Raw genomic sequence first — 17327 nt, forward strand, 5'->3', positions numbered from 1 at the left:
CCAACGCACCCGCCCTGGCTCTCTCCCGGTGGCGACACCCCGGGGCGCGCCGAATGGCCGACCGTTCTCGCCCTTGGGTTTGTCGCGCTGGTCGCCCTGGTCGCGGCAGGGCTCACCGCGCCCGGGGCGGTCGAGGCGGTTAACCAGCCCAGTGGCATGGCCCTTTCGGATGTCGCGCGGATCGCCGCGTTCCTCGGGGCCGCCGGACTGGCGCTGGCTACCGGCATCGCAGCGGTGATCAAAGCCACTGCCCCGCTGACCCGGGCGCGTGGGCGTCTGCTCCGGACCCGCGGTGGCCTCGCCTCCGCCGCGCCGGAGGCCGCACCCGCGTCCGAAGGAACCACCTCAGCAGGAACCAAGCCCGAAGGGACAATTCCGGGTCAGGGCAGCCCGGGAAGGTCCTCGGCGTAGAGCAGGGTCAGCTCCTCGGTACTGGGGTCAGGCAGCTGTGCGACCCGTCCCGCATGGCGCTCGACCATCGCCTCGAACGTCTGCCGGGCCGTGCGGCCGTTGCCGAAGGACGGACCCTTCGGCAACGCCGTGAAGTGCTTCAGCAGCGCTTCCGCGGTGCCCTCGCCGAGGTGGTACTCCTGCTCCTGGGCCTGCTGTTCCACAATCCGGAGCAGCTCCTCCGGCTCGTAGTCGCCGAAGGTGATGGTGCGGGAGAAGCGGGAGGCGACTCCGGGATTGACGGCGAGGAAGCGCTCCATCTCCGCGGTGTAGCCCGCGACGATGACCACCACGGCCTCACGATGGTCCTCCATCAGCTTCACCAGGGTGTCGATCGCCTCCCGGCCGAAGTCCCGCCCGGAGTCCTCGGGGGAGAGCGCGTAGGCCTCATCGATGAACAGCACCCCGCCGCGCGCCCGGTCGAACGCCTCCTGGGTACGGATCGCCGTTGAGCCAATGTGCTCACCGACCAGATCGACCCGGGACACCTCCACCAGGTGGCCCTTCTCCAGCACGCCGAGAGAGTGCAGAATCTCGCCGTACAGCCGGGCGACCGTGGTCTTGCCGGTGCCAGGAGAACCGGTGAAGACCAGATGACGGCGCACCGAGGCGGCCTTGAGCCCCGCCTGCTGACGCCGCCGGCCTACCTCGATCATGTCGGTCAGCGCCCTTACCTCACGCTTGACGCTCTCCAGACCGACCAGGGTGTCAAGCTCGGCGAGCACATCGCGCGACGGGCGCGCGGGCTCCGGCTCCGGCGGCCCGGCGGTGGTCGTGGACGGTTGTTCCGGAACGGCCGTCAGCAGGCCCGGAGTCTGTACGGCCGCTGCCCTGGCGGGCTCCGGGGCGGACACCGCAGCCGTCTCATCACCGCTGCAGTCCTGGACGACCGGGCCGTCCTCCGCGAACTCGTATCCGCCACGGGCACAGCGCTCCGTACGGCACCGGGTGAGCGTCGTACGACAGCCGTCGATCACATGGAAGCCATAACCGCGCGAGCCGGTCACCCGGCAGCCGGTGAAGGTACCGCGCCCCTCCGCCGACACATAGAAGCCCGCCTCGGCCGGGCCGGTGACCGTGCACCGCTCGACCACCGGGTCGGCGCCCTTGGTGACGATGACGCCGGTGGCGGCCCCGTCGATGGTGCAGCCCGCCAGGGTGCCGCCGCTGCCGTGGTCGCGGAACCAGGCACCGGTCGCCGCCTCCCGGATCCGGCAGTCGTCCAGCTGGACCGTACCGCCGTCGCTCACCGACACCGCGGTGCCCCGCACCTGGGCCAGATCGCTGTCGACGACATCCGCCCGTGATCCCCGGTCCAGTACGAAGATGGCGTCCGGCACCTCGTGCACCCGGCAGGTGTCCAGCACCGCGGTCGCGCCGTCGCTCACCCAGACGGCCGGGTAGTCGCCCGTACTCTCCTGGATCTCGCAGCGGTTGGCGTCCACCCGGGTGCCCGGGTCCCACACCGACAGACCATTGCGGCCGAAGCGGCGCACCGTGGAGCGGGTCAGCGTCAGCACCGAACGGGACCGCAGGTCCACCGCGTTCTCCGGGATGTCATGGATGGCGCAGTCCGCGAGCGTGAGCACCGCGTCGGTGTCCAGGGTGACACCGTCGGCGGACGTACGGTGCACCTGACAGTCGGTGAGATGTCCGGAGGCGCGGGCGGCGATCTGCACCCCGGCGCCCTTGATCTCGTAGATCTCGCAGCCCACCGCCTCCACGGCGCTGCCCTCGCCGGTCAGCGAGAGACCCGCGCCCGAGGCGTGGTGGACCCGGCACCGTTCAAGCCGTGGGTGGGCACCGTCGCGCACCGCGATCCCCGACTGCCCGGCCGCCACCACCTCGCACTCCTCAAAGAGCCCGCCCGCGCCACCGGACACACTGACGCCGTGGCCGGCCGGATTGTCCACGGTGCAGTGCCGCACGGTCGGCCGGGCACCATCGCGCACCTCGATGCCCGCGGCGGAGCGGGTCATCACCCGCAGCCCCGACAGCTCCGGCGCACAGTTCTCCACCAGCAGCGCGGGCGCCGCCGAGTCCTGCCCCTCAATCTGCATATCCCGCACGATCGCGGAAGCACGGACGGTCAGCGGCACGCCGTCGGCCGGGGTGATACGGACCGAACCGGCGCTCGGACGCTCCGGGCCGCGCAGCGTGACGGCGCGCTCGATGACCAGATTCTCGCGATAGGTGCCGGGGGCGACGGTCAGTACATCGCCATCCCCGGCTGCTTCGAGCGCCGCGGCGAGTGAGTCGTAGTCTCCTGAGCGGCCTCCTGTGCGGCGCCGCCACCGCGGTGTGCTGGTGTGCGTCACCTGGACCGAGCCCTGAGCCATGGACTGTCTTGCCCCAACCTCGTGCGATATGCGTGCTTAACTGACTGTGCCGCCAGGCCTGCTGACGGCACCACCGTAGCGTGTACGGACCGATTGGATGACCAGTCCGAGCTCGCCGAAAGCACGGCCGGGCAGCCGACGGGGCATTCAACTGGACGCGTCGGTACGGCCCCAGTCCGGCCCGACCCGCGCCCACTCCCGCTCCCAGCGCTCGTACCGCCGCCGCAGCAGCTGCCGCAGGGCCAGCCGCCGCCCCGCCTCCGTCGCCGCGGCTGCGGCCATCGCGGCGACCAGGCCCGCCAGGGCGGCGTGCGAGGCGGCGGTCCTGGCCTCCATCGGACGGGCGACGATCCGCCCCCGTGCGTCGGTCCACAGACGGAAGCGGTCACCGGGGCGGGCGGCGCGCTGGGTGCCGACGGGAGCCGTATGGCTGGTACCGTCCACGGCGGTCCAGGAGGCGATGACCCGGTACCGGGCGGTATGTTCCCAGTCCGCCTCCGGGTCAGCCGACCACCGGGGCAGGGTCCGCTGCACGGTGGCCCACACCTGGTGCCGGTGCTCATGCTGATCCCGCACCGTACGCAGCAGCGCGCGATGCGCCGCGTCACCCCCCGCCGCGCCCGTCAGCGGAGCACCGACGGCGATGGCCAGCGCGGCGGTCAAGGCCAGCCAGGACTCCGCGCGGTCGCTGCGACGGCACAGCGGATTGCGCCGCCAGCGCCACAGCCCAGCGATCGCCCGGAACACCGCGCACCCCCTATCCGCACGCTCTCCTGGTCATTGACTGCCTCGAGTCGCGCGTGGTGAATGCACGACGGGAGCCAGGAGAGATCGATGTCACGAGAACCGTACTGGGCAAGAACGCCGTTGTCCTCTGTATGCGCCCTGTCGAACGGAGCGCGCCGCGTGTGCCCCCGTGCACCAGCGGTGCATCCATGAGCTATCGGTTGCTCAGGGTGACACATCTTGGCTGCTGGTCACGGAATGTGGGCAAGGTTGTGAGGCGGGCGGCGCGATACCCGGGTGTCGGGCGGTGCATTCGCCAGCCTTCCGTCTCTTTTGAGTGATTGCGGGCGATTGCCGGGCGTGGCTACTTTCTTCCCGTACGGCAGGTGAATTCGCCGTGCTGGCCTGGAGATTGGCGGTGTCTTACATGACGACTTCGGTCGAAACGAATTCTGGCGACAACAACACTCATCCACAGCTCAGCCTTGCGACGGCAGCCGCCCGACAACTGGCGACCACGACCAAGACACCCCCGCAGATGCAGGGGATTTCCTCCCGATGGCTGCTCAAGGTCCTGCCCTGGGTGCAGGTGTCGGGCGGTACGTTCCGGGTGAACCGTCGTATGCGACATACCCTCGGTGACGGACGAGTGGAATTCATGTCGACGGGAGCCGAGGTCCAGGTGATCCCGGCGGAGCTGGGCGAGCTCGCCCTGCTGCGCGGCTATGCGGATTCCGAGGTGCTGCAGGAGCTCGCGGGCCGTTTCGTCCAACGCGACTTCGGACCCGGTGAGGTGATCGTCGAGTCCGGGCAGCCTGCCGAGCAGGTGGTGCTGATCGCCCACGGCAAGCTCCAGAAGGTGGGGGCCGGCTTCTACGATGGCGAGGCGACCCTGGGCGTCCTCGCCGACGGCGACTATCTCGGTGACCGCCAGCTCGCCGAGGAATCCCCTGGCACCTGGGACTTCACCCTGCGGTCGTTGACCAGCGGTACGGTGCTCACGCTCGACCGGCAGGCGTTCGAGGAGACGGCCGAGCGCGCCGGGAGTCTGCGGGAGCATGTGGCGGCGTTCCGCATCGCCATCCCCGGACAGCGCAACGAGGAGGGCGAGGCCGCGATCGAGCTGGCCGCCGGCCATCATGGCGAGCCCGACCTGCCGGGCACGTTCGTCGACTACGACAGCGCGCCGCGTGAGTATGAGCTGAGTGTGGCGCAGACCGTGCTGCGGGTGCACAGCCGGGTAGCCGACCTCTACAACGAGCCGATGAATCAGGTTGAGGAGCAGCTGCGGCTCACCATTGAGGCGCTGCGTGAGCGCCAGGAAAACGTGATGATGAACAGCCGCGAGTTCGGACTGCTGCACAACGCCGATCTGAAGCAGCGGCTGCACACCCGCACCGGCCCGCCCACCCCCGATGACATGGATGAGCTGCTGGCCCTCGTCTGGAAGGAACCCAGCGTCATCCTCGCTCACCCGAAGGCCATCGCCGCCTTCGGCCGGGAGTGCAGCAGCCGGGGGCTGTATCCGGCCAGCATCGACTTCCAGGGCCACGCGGTGCCCTCCTGGCGTGGCGTGCCGGTCCTCCCGTGCAACAAGATCCCGGTCAGCGAGACCGGGATGAGCTCCATCCTGGCCATGCGGACCGGGGAGAAGCTGCAGGGTGTTGTCGGCCTGCACCGGACCGGGATCCCCGATGAGTACCAGCCCAGCCTCTCGGTCCGCTTCATGGGCATCAATGAGAAGGCGATCATCTCCTATCTGGTCAGCGCCTACTTTTCGGCGGCCGTCCTGGTGCCCGACGCCCTGGGGATTCTCGAGGACGTCGAGATCGGACACTGAGAATGGCGCAGCCGCTTCAACTGCCAAATTTCTATATGCCGAATCCGCCTCGGCTCAACCCCGGGGTCGAGGCGGCCCGGGCCCATACCAAGGAGTGGGCCCGGGGTATGGGCATGCTGGACGCTCAGGATGCGCCTGGCGGCTCATCCGTGTGGTCGGAGAACGCCTTCGACGCCATGGATTTCGCGGGCCTCAGTGCTTATACGCACCCCGACGCCCCGGGGCCCAGGCTGGATGTCATCACCGACTGGTACGTCTGGGTCTTCTATTTCGACGATCACTTTCTGGACAACTACAAACGCACCGGTGACACGGCAGCGGCCAGGGAATATCTTGACCGGCTGCCCCAGTTCATGCCGCTGGACGGTGTGACCGAACCCCCGGAACCGGAGAACGGCGTCGAGCGTGGGCTGTGGGATCTGTGGCAGCGCACCGTGCCCGTGATGTCGGCCGACTGGCGGGTCCGCTTCTTCGAGTACAACCGGCACCTGCTGATGGAGTCCATGCGGGAGCTGTCCAATATCAACGCGGGCCGGGTGCCCAACCCCATCGACTACATCGAGATGCGCCGCAAGGTCGGCGGCGCCCCGTGGTCCTCCGCGCTGGTGGAGTACTCCCTCGGCGCCGAGGTGCCGGACCGTATCGCGGCCACCCGTCCCATGCAGGTCCTGCTCGCCACCTTCTCCGACTCCGTCCACCTCTGCAACGACATCTTCTCCTATCAACGTGAAACCGGGTCAGAAGGGGAGATCAACAACTGCGTCAAGGTCTTGGAGACCTTCTTCGGCTGGCCGACGCAGCGCGCCGCCGATATCGCCAATGAGGTGCTGACCTCCCGGCTGCACCAGTTCGAGAACACCACTCTCACCGAACTCCCTCCGCTCTTCGAGGAACAGGGTCTGGGCCCGGCCGAGCGCGCCGAGGTGCTGGGCTATGTCAAGGGCTTGCAGGACTGGCTCTCCGGCGGGCTCGAGTGGCACAAGCAGTCCAGCCGCTATATGAACAGCGGTGCCCGGACCTCTACCCTCGGTGACTATCTGCTGAGTATGGGTCCCACGGGGCTTGGCACGGCCGCCGCACGGCTCTTCGGCTGGGCGGTTCCCAAGGTAACTAGCACCTTCACCACCCCCGCGCTCCCCATGCCCTATACGACCCGGTGCAGCCCGCATCTGGACGCCGCCCGGAGCCACACCCGGGCCTGGGCACGGGAGCTGGGACTGACCGGCACCCTGCCCGGCTGGGACGAAAGGAGCTTCCAGGCCGCCGACCATGCGCTGTTCGCGGCGCTCACCCACCCGGACGCCCAGGGCGCGGAGCTGGATCTGATCGCCGACTGGCATATCTGGGGCTGGTACTTCGACGACTTCTTCGTCGAGGTCTTCAAACGCTCCCGGAATCCCGCCGGAGCCAGGGCCTTTATGGAACGGCTGGCTGCCTTTATGCCACCCGATCCCGCCGGGACACCGCCCCCGGCCAACCCGGCCGAGGCCGCGCTCGCCAATCTGTGGGCCCGCTCCGCGCCCGGCATGGCGCCAGAGCTGCGCAGGGAATTCCCGGGCCACGTACTGGAGTTCACCGGCAGCTGGCTGTGGGAGCTGCACAACCTTGTCCAGGACCGGGTGCCCGATCCGGTCGACTACATCGAGATGCGCCGCCGCACCGGCGGCGCCCGCTTCTCGCTCGCCCTGCTGCGGCACGCACTCGGGACGGACATCCCAGAGCGCGTCTGGGAGTCGGACCCCATGCGCGAACTGGGCGTGACCTTCGCCGATATCGGTCCACTGCGCAATGACATCCACTCCTACGCAAAGGAGATCGAGCATGAGGGGGAGAACAGCAACGGAGTCCTGATCATCCAGCGCTTTCTGGACTGTGGCCTCCAGGAGGCCGCCGACACCCTCGCGGCCCTGGCAACCGCCCGCCTCGACCAGTTCGAGCACACCGTCACCACCGGTCTCCCCGCCCTCTTCGAGGAGACCGAAGCCGACACCGCCACCCGCGAGAACGTCATGGACTACGTCCGGGCGCTCCGGGAGTGGATGGCCGGGGACCACCAGTGGTCGCTGGTCACCGGCCGCTATCGCACCACCGCCCGACCCGCCAGCCTGCTGACCTCCGGCAGCTGTCCGCCGCTGTCCCCCGGCCCCCACGGGCTGGGCACCTCGGCCGCCCGCATCACCCGCACCGTTCAGGAACGGAAGGCCCGCACCTTATGACGACCCCCGTGACCCCCGTGACTTCCGCGAACACAGCACCCACCAGCCTTGACACCACCGCGGCCCGGCAGCTGGCCACCACCACCAAGACACCGCCGCAGATGCAGGGCATTTCCTCGCGATGGCTGCTGAGGATTCTCCCCTGGGAACAGGTCACGGCCGGTACGTACCGGGTCAACCGGCGGCTCACCCATACGGTGGGCAATGGCCGGGTGGAGTTCGTCAGCACCGGTTCCGAGGTCCGGGTGATTCCGGCGCAGCTCACCGAGCTGCCCGCGCTGCACGGCTTTGAGGGCAACGAGGTTCTGCAGACGCTCGCCGGGCGGTGTGTACAGCGGGAGTACGCCCCCGGCGATCTTCTTGTGGAAATCGGCCGCCCCGTCGACGAAGTGCTCCTGATCGCCCATGGGAAGATCAATAAGCTGGGTGCCGCTGAGTATGACGGTGAGACCAACCTCGGCGTCCTCGCCGATGGCGAGTGGGCGGGTGACGAGGCGCTGGCCACCGGGCCCGGCGACTGGGACTACACCCTCAAGGCCGTCACCCGATGCACTGTCCTGACGCTGCCCGTGTCCGAATTCCAGGCCGTGGCCGAGCAGTCGGCGGAGCTCCGCGCCCATATCGACAGCCTGCTCTCCCGCCCCCAGCCCCGGCAGAACAGGCGCGGTGAAGCCGAGATCGAGCTGGCCTCGGGCCACCATGGCGAGCCGGAGCTGCCGGGCGCCTTCGTGGACTACGACACCACGCCGCGCGAGTATGAGCTGAGTGTGGCGCAGACCGTGCTGCGGGTGCACAGCCGGGTAGCCGACCTCTACAACGAGCCGATGAACCAGGTTGAGGAGCAGCTGCGGCTCACCATTGAGGCGTTGCGCGAGCGCCAGGAGCACGAGCTCCTCAACAACACCGAGTTCGGGCTGCTGCACAACGCCGATCTGAAGCAGCGGCTGCACACCCGCACCGGCCCGCCCACCCCCGATGACCTTGATGAGCTGATCTCCCGGCGCCGCAAGACACAGTTTCTGCTCGCCCATCCGCGTACGATCGCCGCGTTCGGCCGGGAGTGCAGCAAGCGCGGCATCTACTCGCCCGAAACCGTGCTGCACGGCACCGCCGTGCGCAGCTGGCGTGGCATCCCCCTGCTGCCCTGCAACAAGATCCCGGTCTCCCGGACCAACACCAGCTCGGTCCTCGCGATGCGCGTCGGCCAGAAGGATGAGGGTGTAGTCGGCCTTCACCAGACGGGGATTCCCGATGAGTACGAGCCGAGTCTGAACGTCCGCTTCATGGGGATCAACGAGAAGGCGGTCATCTCCTACCTGGTCAGCGTCTACTTCTCGGCGGCCGTGCTGGTCCCGGACGCGCTCGGCGTGCTGGAGGACGTAGAGATCTGAGCAAGCGGCTCCCGCGCGCCCGTCACCCCGGCCAGGTCCACTCGGTGACCTCTGGCAGGTCGATGCCGTGTTCACGGATGTGGTCGTGGTGGCGGGCGCGTACATCGGCCATCCTCTGCCGTACCCCGGCGGCGCGTGCCGCGAGTCCCGGGACCCTGTCGATCACATCCATGACCAGCCGATAGCGGTCCAGATCATTGCGGACGACCATATCGAAGGGCGTAGTGGTGGCCCCCATCTCCCGGTAGCCGCGTACATGCAGCCGCTCGTGCGCCGCACGTCCATGGGTGAGCCGGTGGATCAGCCATGGGTAGCCGTGATAGGCGAACACCACCGGCCGGTCCGGCGTGAAGGCGGCGCTGAACTCCGCCTCCGTCATCCCGTGCGGATGAGCCGTGCGCGGCATCAGCCGGGTCAGGTCGACCACGTTCACCACCCGCACCGCCAGCTCCGGCAGATGGGTGCGCAGCAGCGCGGCAGCGGCCAGCACCTCCTGGGTGGGCACATCCCCGGCGCAGGCCAGCACCACATCGGGCTCCCTGTCAGCCACCTCCGTACCGGCCCATTCCCAGATACCGGCGCCACGCGCACAGTGCGCGCGGGCCTCGGGCAGGCCGAGCCAGTCAGAGCAGAGCTGCTTCCCAGCGACGATCACATTCAACACATCACGGGTGCGCAGCACATGGTCGGCCACACACAGCAGGGTGTTCGCATCCGGCGGCAGATAGACCCGCACCACATCCGGGCTCTTGTTCAGCACATGGTCGACGAAGCCGGGATCCTGGTGTGAGAAGCCGTTGTGATCCTGCCGCCACACATGCGAGGTCAGCAGATAGTTGAGCCCCGCGACAGGCGCCCGCCAATCGACCGTACGAGCGCTCTGCAGCCACTTGGCATGCTGTGTGGCCATGCTGGCGACGATATGGGCGAACGCCTCGTAGGACGCGAACATCCCGTGCCGCCCGGTCAGTACATAACCCTCCAGCCAGCCCTGGCACATATGTTCCGACAGCACCTCCATCACCCGGCCGTGCCGGCCCAGATGCTCATCGGTGCTGACGGTGTCGGCCTGCCAGGCCCGCGGGGTGGCGTCGTACACCTCCTGGAGATGGTTGGAGTCGATCTCATCGGGCGCCATCACCCGGAAGTCGCGGCGCTCCCCGCTGGCGGCCAGCACCCGGCGCAGCAGCCCGCCGAGCACCCGCGTCGGCTCGTGGGCGGATGCCCCGGGTTTGTCGACCAGGACAGCGAACGGCGCCAGCTCGGGCAGCGGCAGCGAGTGCCGCAGCCGCCCGCCGTTGGCATGCGCGCTGGCACCCAGCCGCAGATCGCCGCGCGGCACACAGGCCAGCACATCGGGCAGCGGTCGGCCCTGGGCGTCGAACAGCTCCCTGGGCCTGTACGAGTGCAACCACCCTGCCAGCTGCCGCAGCCGCTCGGGGTTCTCCCGGACGCCGGACAGGGGGATCTGATGGGCGCGCCAGGTGTTCTCGACCGCCACCCCGTCGACCGTGTCCGGGCCGGTCCACCCCTTGGGTGTGCGGAGCACGATCATCGGCCAGTGAGGGCGCGGTCCGTCGCCGTTCCCCCGTGCTGTGTGCTGGACCTCGGCGATCCGGTCCAGTGCCTGGTCCAGGGCCGCTGCCAGCGCCCGGTGCACCTGCGCCGGCTCGGTGCCGGGTTCGGCGGTGACATACAGCGGATCGTGGCCGTAGCCCCGCAGCAGGGCATCCAGCTCACTCTCCGGCAACCGGGACAGCACCGTAGGGCCTGCGATCTTGTAGCCGTTGAGGTGCAGCACGGGCAGCACCGCGCCGTCATGCAGGGGGTCAAGGAACTTGTTGGCGTGCCAGGACGCGGCGAGCGGGCCGGTCTCCGCCTCGCCGTCGCCGATGACACAGACGGCCAGCAGCCCCGGGTTGTCGAAGGCGGCGCCATAGGCGTGCGCCAGCGAATGGCCGAGCTCCCCGCCCTCCTGGAGCGAGCCGGGCACCTCGGGCCCCGTATGGCTGCCCACCCCGCCCGGCCGGGAGAACTCCCGGAAGAGCCGTGCCATCCCGGCCTCATTCCGTCCGGCGTCCGGGTTCACCTCACCGTAGGAGCCCTCCAGCCAGGCCCCGGCCAGTACTGCCGGGGCGCCGTGGCCCGGTCCCCAGACACAGACGGCGGCCTGCTCACGGGCACTGATCACCCGGTTGAGATGGGTGTAGACGAGGCTCAGCCCAGGACAGGTCCCCCAGTGTCCGAGCAGCCGTGGCTTGATGTGCTCGGGGCGCAGCTCCTCGCGCAGCAGCGGATTCCCGGCGAGAAAGAGCTGGCCCGCGGCCAGATAATTCAGTGCTCGCCAGTGCGCATCGAGCTGCCCGCACTCGTGTTCGGTGAGAGAATGGTGTGCCTCCATGGGCCCTCCAGCGAATGGCAGCGGCGCATATCCGGCCGGGTCCCCAGCGGGCGGCCGGGCACACCTAGGGACAGCTCTCCAAGGCAAGGAGACAGACCGATGCGCACCATGACCGGACTGCTTGGAGCCCTCTCGTCAGAGCACGCCGAACGGCTGCGGGCCCTCGGCCGGGAGGTGTCCTTTCCCGCCGGTGTCCGGATCTTCGAGGAGGGCTATCGGGCCGACCGCTTCTGGATCATCCGCACCGGCTCGGTCACCCTTGACCAGCGTGTGCCGGGCCGCAGCGCCCAGGCCGTCGAGACCATCGGCCATGGCGAGCTGCTGGGCTGGTCCTGGCTGTTCCGGCCCTATATCTGGCATCTGGGCGCCGAGACCGGCAGCCCCGTGCGCGCCCTCGAGTTCGACGCCGCGGAAGTGCGGCGGATGTGCGAGGACGACCATGAGCTGGGCTACGCGCTCGCGCTCGCCGTCGGAGAGATCATCTCCCATCGGCTGCAGCGCTCCCGTACCCGGCTGCTCGACGCGTACGGGCCGCACGGCTACTCCGACCGGCTGTGACAGCGAGGTGATCGCCGGGCACTGACCGTTGCCGGGGCGCCGCCGCTGCAGCACGATGTTCCCGTGCTGAATCCATGGCTGGCACTGGAGGCGGGCGCGGACCCGGCTGAGCGGGCCGGAGCGGTCCGCCGTGCCCATGAGGACTTTCTGGCGGAAGGCACCATCAGTGCGCCGGTGCGCGATGTGGTCGCCGACTCCTGGCGGCGGTGCGCCGGTGCCCGCGTGGAACCGGACGGGACGGCCCGTATCGAGCTGGCCGACGCCGAGCTGGCCGCCTACCGCGCCGCACATCCGTTGGCCCGGGCCATGCCGCTCTTCCGGGAACTGCTGGGCACCATCGCCGACGACGGCGCCCATCTGCTGTCCGTCTGTGATGAGCAGGGCCGGATGCTGTGGGTCGAGGGCCACCCCCAGGTGCGGCAGCGCGCCGAGCGGATGAACTTCGTCGCCGGAGCCCGCTGGGCCGAGGCCTGCACCGGCACCAACGCCCCCGGTACCGCGCTCGCCGTCGACCACGCCGTGCAGATCTTCGCCGCCGAACACTACTGCCACCCTGTGCAGTCCTGGACCTGCGCCGCCGCACCGGTGCACGACCCCCGCACCCGACGGTTGATCGGCGCCGTCGACATCACCGGTGGTGACCATCTCGCCGCGCCACAGAGCCTCGCCCTCGTCCAGGCGACCGCCCGCGCCGCCGAGGCCCACCTCGCCGAGCTGGCCGGGCTGGTTCCCGGGCCACGCGCGTACCACCTGGAAGCGCTCGGCCGCGACGAGGCACTTCTCCATACGGGCCACGGCGCGCCGCGGCGGCTGGGGCGGCGGCACAGCGAGATCCTGATGCTGCTCGCCGCCCACCCCGACGGCCTCACCGGTGACCGGCTGGGCCTGGAGCTCTACGGCGAACGCGAGGTCCATCCCGTTACGCTCCGTGCCGAACTCTCCCGGCTGCGCCAGCTGCTGGGAGAGCTGCTCGGCTCCCGCCCGTACCGGCTGCGTACCCCCATCGGCACTGATCACGGCACCGTCAGCGACGCACTGCGCTCCGGTGATCTCGCCGCCGCGGTGGCCGCCTACCGTGGACCGCTGCTGCCGCTGTCCGAGGCCCCCGGCATCATCCGGCTCCGCGGCCAGCTGGCGGACCGGCTCCGGCAGCGGCTGCTCAGCCGCCGAGAGGTGGGCCCACTGGAGAGCTGGGTGCGCACCTCATGGGGCGAGGACGACCTGGCGGCCTGGGAGGCGCTGCTCACCGCACTGCCGTCGGCCGAGCGCGCCGTCCCGGCCGCCCGCATACACGCCCTGCGCGCCAACTACGGGCTGGGGCCCGCAACGTATCCGCAACGTTTGCCCGGCTAGCGTCCCCGGCACCAACCACACCAGGGCGACAGAAGGTAGGCAGCATGAGCCGCTACGCCGCACCCGGCACCGATGGCGCCATCGTCAGCTTCCAGTCCCGCTACGACCACTGGATAGGCGGCGGCTATGTAGCTCCCCAGCGGGGCGGATACTTTGAGAACCCCACCCCGGTCACCGGGCAGCCTTTTACGGAGATCGCCCGTGGCACCGCTGAGGATGTCGAGCGCGCCCTCGACGCGGCCCATCAGGCCGCTCCCGGCTGGGGCCGTACGCCGGCCGCCGAGCGTGCCGAAATCCTGAACAGGATCGCCGACCGGATGCAGGAGCATCTGGAACAGCTCGCCGTCGCCGAGAGCTGGGAGAACGGCAAGCCCATACGGGAGGCCCTGGCCGCTGATATCCCGCTCGCCATCGACCACTTCCGCTACTTCGCGGGGGTCATCCGTGCCCAGGAGGGCTCGCTCTCCGAGATCGACGCGGACACCGTCGCCTACCACTTCCATGAGCCGCTGGGCGTGGTCGGGCAGATCATCCCGTGGAACTTTCCCCTGGTGATGGCGGCGTGGAAGCTCGCACCCGCGCTGGCCGCTGGGAACACCGTCGTCCTCAAGCCCGCCGAGCAGACCCCGGCCTCCATCCACTACTGGCTGAGCATCGTCGCCGATCTGCTGCCGCCCGGCGTCGTCAATGTCGTCAACGGCTTCGGATTCGAGGCCGGAAAGCCGCTGGCGAGCAGCCCACGGGTGGCCAAGGTCTCCTTCACCGGAGAGACCACCACCGGGCGGCTGATCATGCAGTACGTCTCGGAGAACCTGAAGCCCGTCACCCTGGAGCTCGGCGGCAAGAGCCCCAACATCTTCTTCGATGATGTCTCGGCGCACAGCGATGACTTCTACGACAAGGCGCTGGAGGGCTTCACCATGTTCGCCCTCAACCAGGGCGAGGTCTGCACCTGTCCCTCCCGCGCCCTCATCCAGCGGGGCCACTACGGCGACTTCCTGGAGGCCGCCATCGCCCGCACCGAACAGATCGTCCAGGGCCACCCGCTGGACACCGACACCATGATCGGCGCGCAGGCCTCCAACGATCAGCTGGAGAAGATCCTCTCTTATCTGGACATCGGTCAGCAGGAGGGTGCCAAGGTGCTCACCGGCGGCGCCCGCGCCGACCTCGGCGGTGAACTCGCGGGTGGTTACTACGTGCAGCCCACCATCCTGGAGGGCGGCAACCATATGCGGGTCTTCCAGGAGGAGATCTTCGGCCCGGTGGTCGCCGTCACCGGTTTCGCGGGCTACGCCGACGCCATCGAGATCGCCAATGACACCCTCTATGGCCTGGGCGCGGGTGTCTGGACCCGGGACACCAACACCGCCTACCGCGCCGGACGCGCCATCCAGGCGGGCCGGGTATGGACCAACTGCTACCACGCCTACCCGGCGCATGCCGCATTCGGTGGCTATAAACAGTCAGGCATCGGCCGTGAGAACCACAAGATGATGCTCGACCACTACCAGCAGACAAAGAACCTGCTGGTGAGCTACGCCCCGCAGAAGCTCGGCTTCTTCTAGAAGGCACCATCAGGCACCATCAGGCACCTACCTGGGAGGCATGGTGTCCCGCGTCGACCTGACCCCCGCCGCCGCCGGGCTGCTGCGTGAACTGACCCAGCGGCACGGTCCACTGATGTTCCACCAGTCCGGCGGCTGCTGTGACGGCAGCTCGCCCATGTGTTACCCGCTGGGCGAGTTCCGCACCGGCGACAGTGATGTGCTGCTCGGTGAGCTGACCGTGACCGGGATCGCGGACCCGGTGCCCTTCTGGATCTCCGCCAGCCAGTACGCGTACTGGAGCCATACCCACCTCACCGTGGATGTGGTTCCAGGGCGCGGCAGCGGGTTCTCCGTGGAAGCGCCGGAAGGGGTGCGCTTTCTGATCCGCTCCCGACTGCTGGACGGTTAACCCTCGGTGAGCCCAGCTCGACCTCTTCCCCGCGTCAGGGCACACCAGTCGCCGGGCCGGACACTCGCGCCGTGTCAGGCCCGGTGCCGCGCCCCGCTCAGTAGCCGGGATAGGGGTGCTGACGGCCGTAGGGGTCGTCATACGTCCCTGGCGTTGGCCCCGGCATCTGCCGGGGCGGGGCGGCCTGCGGCGCGACCGGACGCATCTGCGGCGGCTGTTGCTGGTGCGGCGCCGGATATCCGTAACCGCGCGGCGCGGGGGCCTGCTGAGGGATATACGGAGCCGGCGCCTGCTGCAGCGGGGCGGACTGCGGCATGGCAGCCGGATAGCCGCGGGGCGGAGTGTGATGGGAGGGCCCGGCGGGCAGCGCGGGGAGCGCCGCCGGCAGGGCCGGGAGCTGGCTTCCGGTGTCGTACGCGGACGGGACACGGATCGGCGCGATCTGCGGGGTGCCCCGCTCGGCCACCAGGCTGTCGTAGATCGGGGTGTCAGCAAATGAGGGCGCAGCGTAGTAGCCACCGCCATAGGTGCTGCGGGGGGAGGTCATACTCCATAAGTTAAGCGGAAGATGTGCTGTATGAGGAGCCCGGTAAGAGGGTCTTTTCGTGGGCTCGGGGTGACTGTGCATCCCTAATGCGAGCGAACCTGGCAAAAACGGTCGCGTATAGCCGTCAGGGTGCTGTAAAGGGCGCGTACCGCGAAGGTGAACATCAGCCCTCGCTCTGAGTTGGCATAGGTTGAGGGCCTGACGAGCAGGAAAGTGCGCAGACCCGCACGGTCATCCCAAGGGGGAGTAGCAGCATGACGATGCGTAAAGGTACGAATGTCCCGATCCAGGCGGCCGCCGTACGGGTCGAGCTGGGCTGGAGCTCCGGATCCGGAACGCCGGACGTGGACGCGTCGGCTCTGCTGCTCGCTGCCGGCAAGGTTCGCTCGGACGGGGACCTCGTCTTCTACAACCAGCCCCAGCACGCTTCCGGGGCGGTGCGCTACGAGGGCAAGAGCCCCGCGGGCGCCGCCGTGACCGACACGCTCGCCGTGGACCTCGCTGCGGTTGAGCCCGCCATTGAGACCGTCGTCATCGCCGCCTCCGCCGATGGCGGCACCTTCGGCCAGGTGCCCGGACTGTATGTACGCGTCCTGGACTCCGCCAGCGGCGCCGAGCTGGCGCGCTTCGAGAGCCAGGACGCCTCCTCCGAGACGGCTTTTGTCCTCGGTGAGCTCTACCGGCGGCAGGGCGGCTGGAAGTTCCGCGCCGTCGGGCAGGGCTACGCCAGCGGACTGGCGGGTCTGGCCACCGACTTCGGTATCAGTGTGGAGGAGCCGCAGCCCGCGGCTCCGGCAGCGGCTCCCACGCCGCCCGCTCCCGCCCAGCCCCCGGCCCCGCCGGCGCGGCTGACCAAGGTGACGCTCACGAAGGAGGCGCCGTCGGTATCGCTCACCAAACAGGGCGGCACCTCCGGAGCGATGCGGGTCAATCTCAACTGGCAGGTGCGCAAGCAGTTCAAGGGCTGGGGGCAGAAGCTCGGCCGCGCCATGGCCATGCACTCCGATCTCGACCTGGATCTGCATGCCCTTTTTGAGCTGACCGATGGCCGTATGGGCGTGATCCAGGCGCTCGGCGACACCTACGGTTCGCTGCACCAGCCGCCGTACATCCACCTCGACGGCGATGACCGCACCGGTGCGGCCGCCACCGGTGAGAACCTCACCATCAACCTCGACCACGCCCAGGAATTCCGGCGGATTCTCGTCTTTGTCACCATCTACGAAGGCGCCCGCAGCTTCGCCAACCTCAACGCGACGGTCACCCTGCAGCCACAGCACGGCGCCCCGATTGACTTCTCCCTGGATGAGTGCACCGTTCCCTCCACCGCCTGTGCGCTGGTGCTGATCACCAACCAGGGTGGCGAGCTCGTCGTCCAGCGCGAGGCCCGCTATCTGGTTCCCGAGCCCGGCGTCAGCCCGCAGCGCACCATGGACTACGCCTACGACTGGGGCCTGCCGTGGACTCCGGGGCGCAAGTGACCGGCCGGGCGCCGCCGCGGCCCCTTCCGGCCGCACCGGTCCCGGCCTGTGCCGCGAGCTCACATC

At 69.2% G+C, this 17327-nt stretch carries 12 protein-coding genes; 8 read left to right on the forward strand and 4 right to left on the reverse strand.

The genetic code is table 11. The features are described 5' to 3' along the window. Positions 1 to 380: 380 nt before the first annotated feature. On the reverse strand, positions 381 to 2789 hold the full coding sequence (locus test1122_RS25290; protein ID WP_232271479.1) for a right-handed parallel beta-helix repeat-containing protein: 2409 nt from the start codon (positions 2787 to 2789) through the stop codon (positions 381 to 383). A gap of 147 nt (positions 2790 to 2936) precedes the next feature. Continuing rightward, positions 2937 to 3536, reverse strand: coding sequence for an Rv1733c family protein (locus test1122_RS25295; protein WP_232271480.1), 600 nt, complete (start codon positions 3534 to 3536; stop codon positions 2937 to 2939). A 406-nt stretch (positions 3537 to 3942) separates the two neighbouring features. Between test1122_RS25295 and test1122_RS25300 the strand changes: the two genes are divergently transcribed. Genes test1122_RS25300 through test1122_RS25310 form a run of 3 tightly spaced genes read left to right on the forward strand, consistent with a single transcriptional unit; the run spans position 3943 to position 8962 of the window. After that, positions 3943 to 5355 (forward strand): family 2B encapsulin nanocompartment shell protein, encoded by a 1413-nt coding sequence (locus test1122_RS25300; protein WP_232271481.1) that lies wholly within the window; start codon positions 3943 to 3945, stop codon positions 5353 to 5355. 35 nt (positions 5356 to 5390) lie between these two features. Next, complete coding sequence (locus tag test1122_RS25305) at positions 5391 to 7571, forward strand: terpene synthase family protein (protein ID WP_232271482.1); 2181 nt, start codon at positions 5391 to 5393, stop codon at positions 7569 to 7571. Beyond that, complete coding sequence (locus test1122_RS25310) at positions 7568 to 8962, forward strand: family 2B encapsulin nanocompartment shell protein (RefSeq protein ID WP_232271483.1); 1395 nt, start codon at positions 7568 to 7570, stop codon at positions 8960 to 8962. The genes test1122_RS25305 and test1122_RS25310 overlap by 4 nt, the downstream gene beginning before the upstream one ends. Before the next feature lie 22 nt (positions 8963 to 8984). Here the strand turns inward: test1122_RS25310 and test1122_RS25315 are convergent, their stop codons facing one another. After that, positions 8985 to 11363, reverse strand: a complete 2379-nt coding sequence (locus test1122_RS25315; protein ID WP_232271484.1) for a phosphoketolase family protein — start codon at positions 11361 to 11363, stop codon at positions 8985 to 8987. A gap of 108 nt (positions 11364 to 11471) precedes the next feature. Between test1122_RS25315 and test1122_RS25320 the strand changes: the two genes are divergently transcribed. The 4 genes from test1122_RS25320 to test1122_RS25335 all read left to right on the forward strand — a co-directional run bounded on the left by test1122_RS25320 (position 11472) and on the right by test1122_RS25335 (position 15233). Then, positions 11472 to 11921 carry a cyclic nucleotide-binding domain-containing protein gene (locus tag test1122_RS25320; RefSeq protein ID WP_232272071.1) on the forward strand — a complete coding sequence of 150 codons (450 nt, stop codon included), beginning with the start codon at positions 11472 to 11474 and terminating at the stop codon, positions 11919 to 11921. A gap of 63 nt (positions 11922 to 11984) precedes the next feature. Further along, the gene (locus tag test1122_RS25325; RefSeq protein WP_232271485.1) at positions 11985 to 13274 is read left to right on the forward strand and encodes a sigma-54-dependent transcriptional regulator family protein; all 1290 of its coding nucleotides are present in this window, start codon (positions 11985 to 11987) and stop codon (positions 13272 to 13274) included. Positions 13275 to 13318: 44 nt separating this feature from the next. Next, positions 13319 to 14842: an acetaldehyde dehydrogenase ExaC gene (gene exaC / locus test1122_RS25330; protein ID WP_232271486.1), complete on the forward strand. Its 1524-nt coding sequence runs from the start codon at positions 13319 to 13321 to the stop codon at positions 14840 to 14842. A 40-nt stretch (positions 14843 to 14882) separates the two neighbouring features. Further along, positions 14883 to 15233, forward strand: a complete 351-nt coding sequence (locus tag test1122_RS25335; RefSeq protein WP_232271487.1) for a DUF779 domain-containing protein — start codon at positions 14883 to 14885, stop codon at positions 15231 to 15233. A gap of 97 nt (positions 15234 to 15330) precedes the next feature. On the opposite strand, the gene test1122_RS25340 is transcribed toward test1122_RS25335, so the two are convergent. Further along, positions 15331 to 15780 carry a DUF6643 family protein gene (locus tag test1122_RS25340; protein WP_232271488.1) on the reverse strand — a complete coding sequence of 150 codons (450 nt, stop codon included), beginning with the start codon at positions 15778 to 15780 and terminating at the stop codon, positions 15331 to 15333. A 254-nt stretch (positions 15781 to 16034) separates the two neighbouring features. Here test1122_RS25340 and test1122_RS25345 point away from each other — a divergent pair, with 254 nt between their 5' ends. Continuing rightward, positions 16035 to 17261, forward strand: a complete 1227-nt coding sequence (locus test1122_RS25345; RefSeq protein ID WP_232271489.1) for a TerD family protein — start codon at positions 16035 to 16037, stop codon at positions 17259 to 17261. Positions 17262 to 17327: the final 66 nt, after the last annotated feature.

The sequence above is a fragment of the Streptomyces gobiensis genome (genome assembly GCF_021216675.1).
GTDB classification, from domain to species: domain Bacteria; phylum Actinomycetota; class Actinomycetes; order Streptomycetales; family Streptomycetaceae; genus Streptomyces; species Streptomyces gobiensis.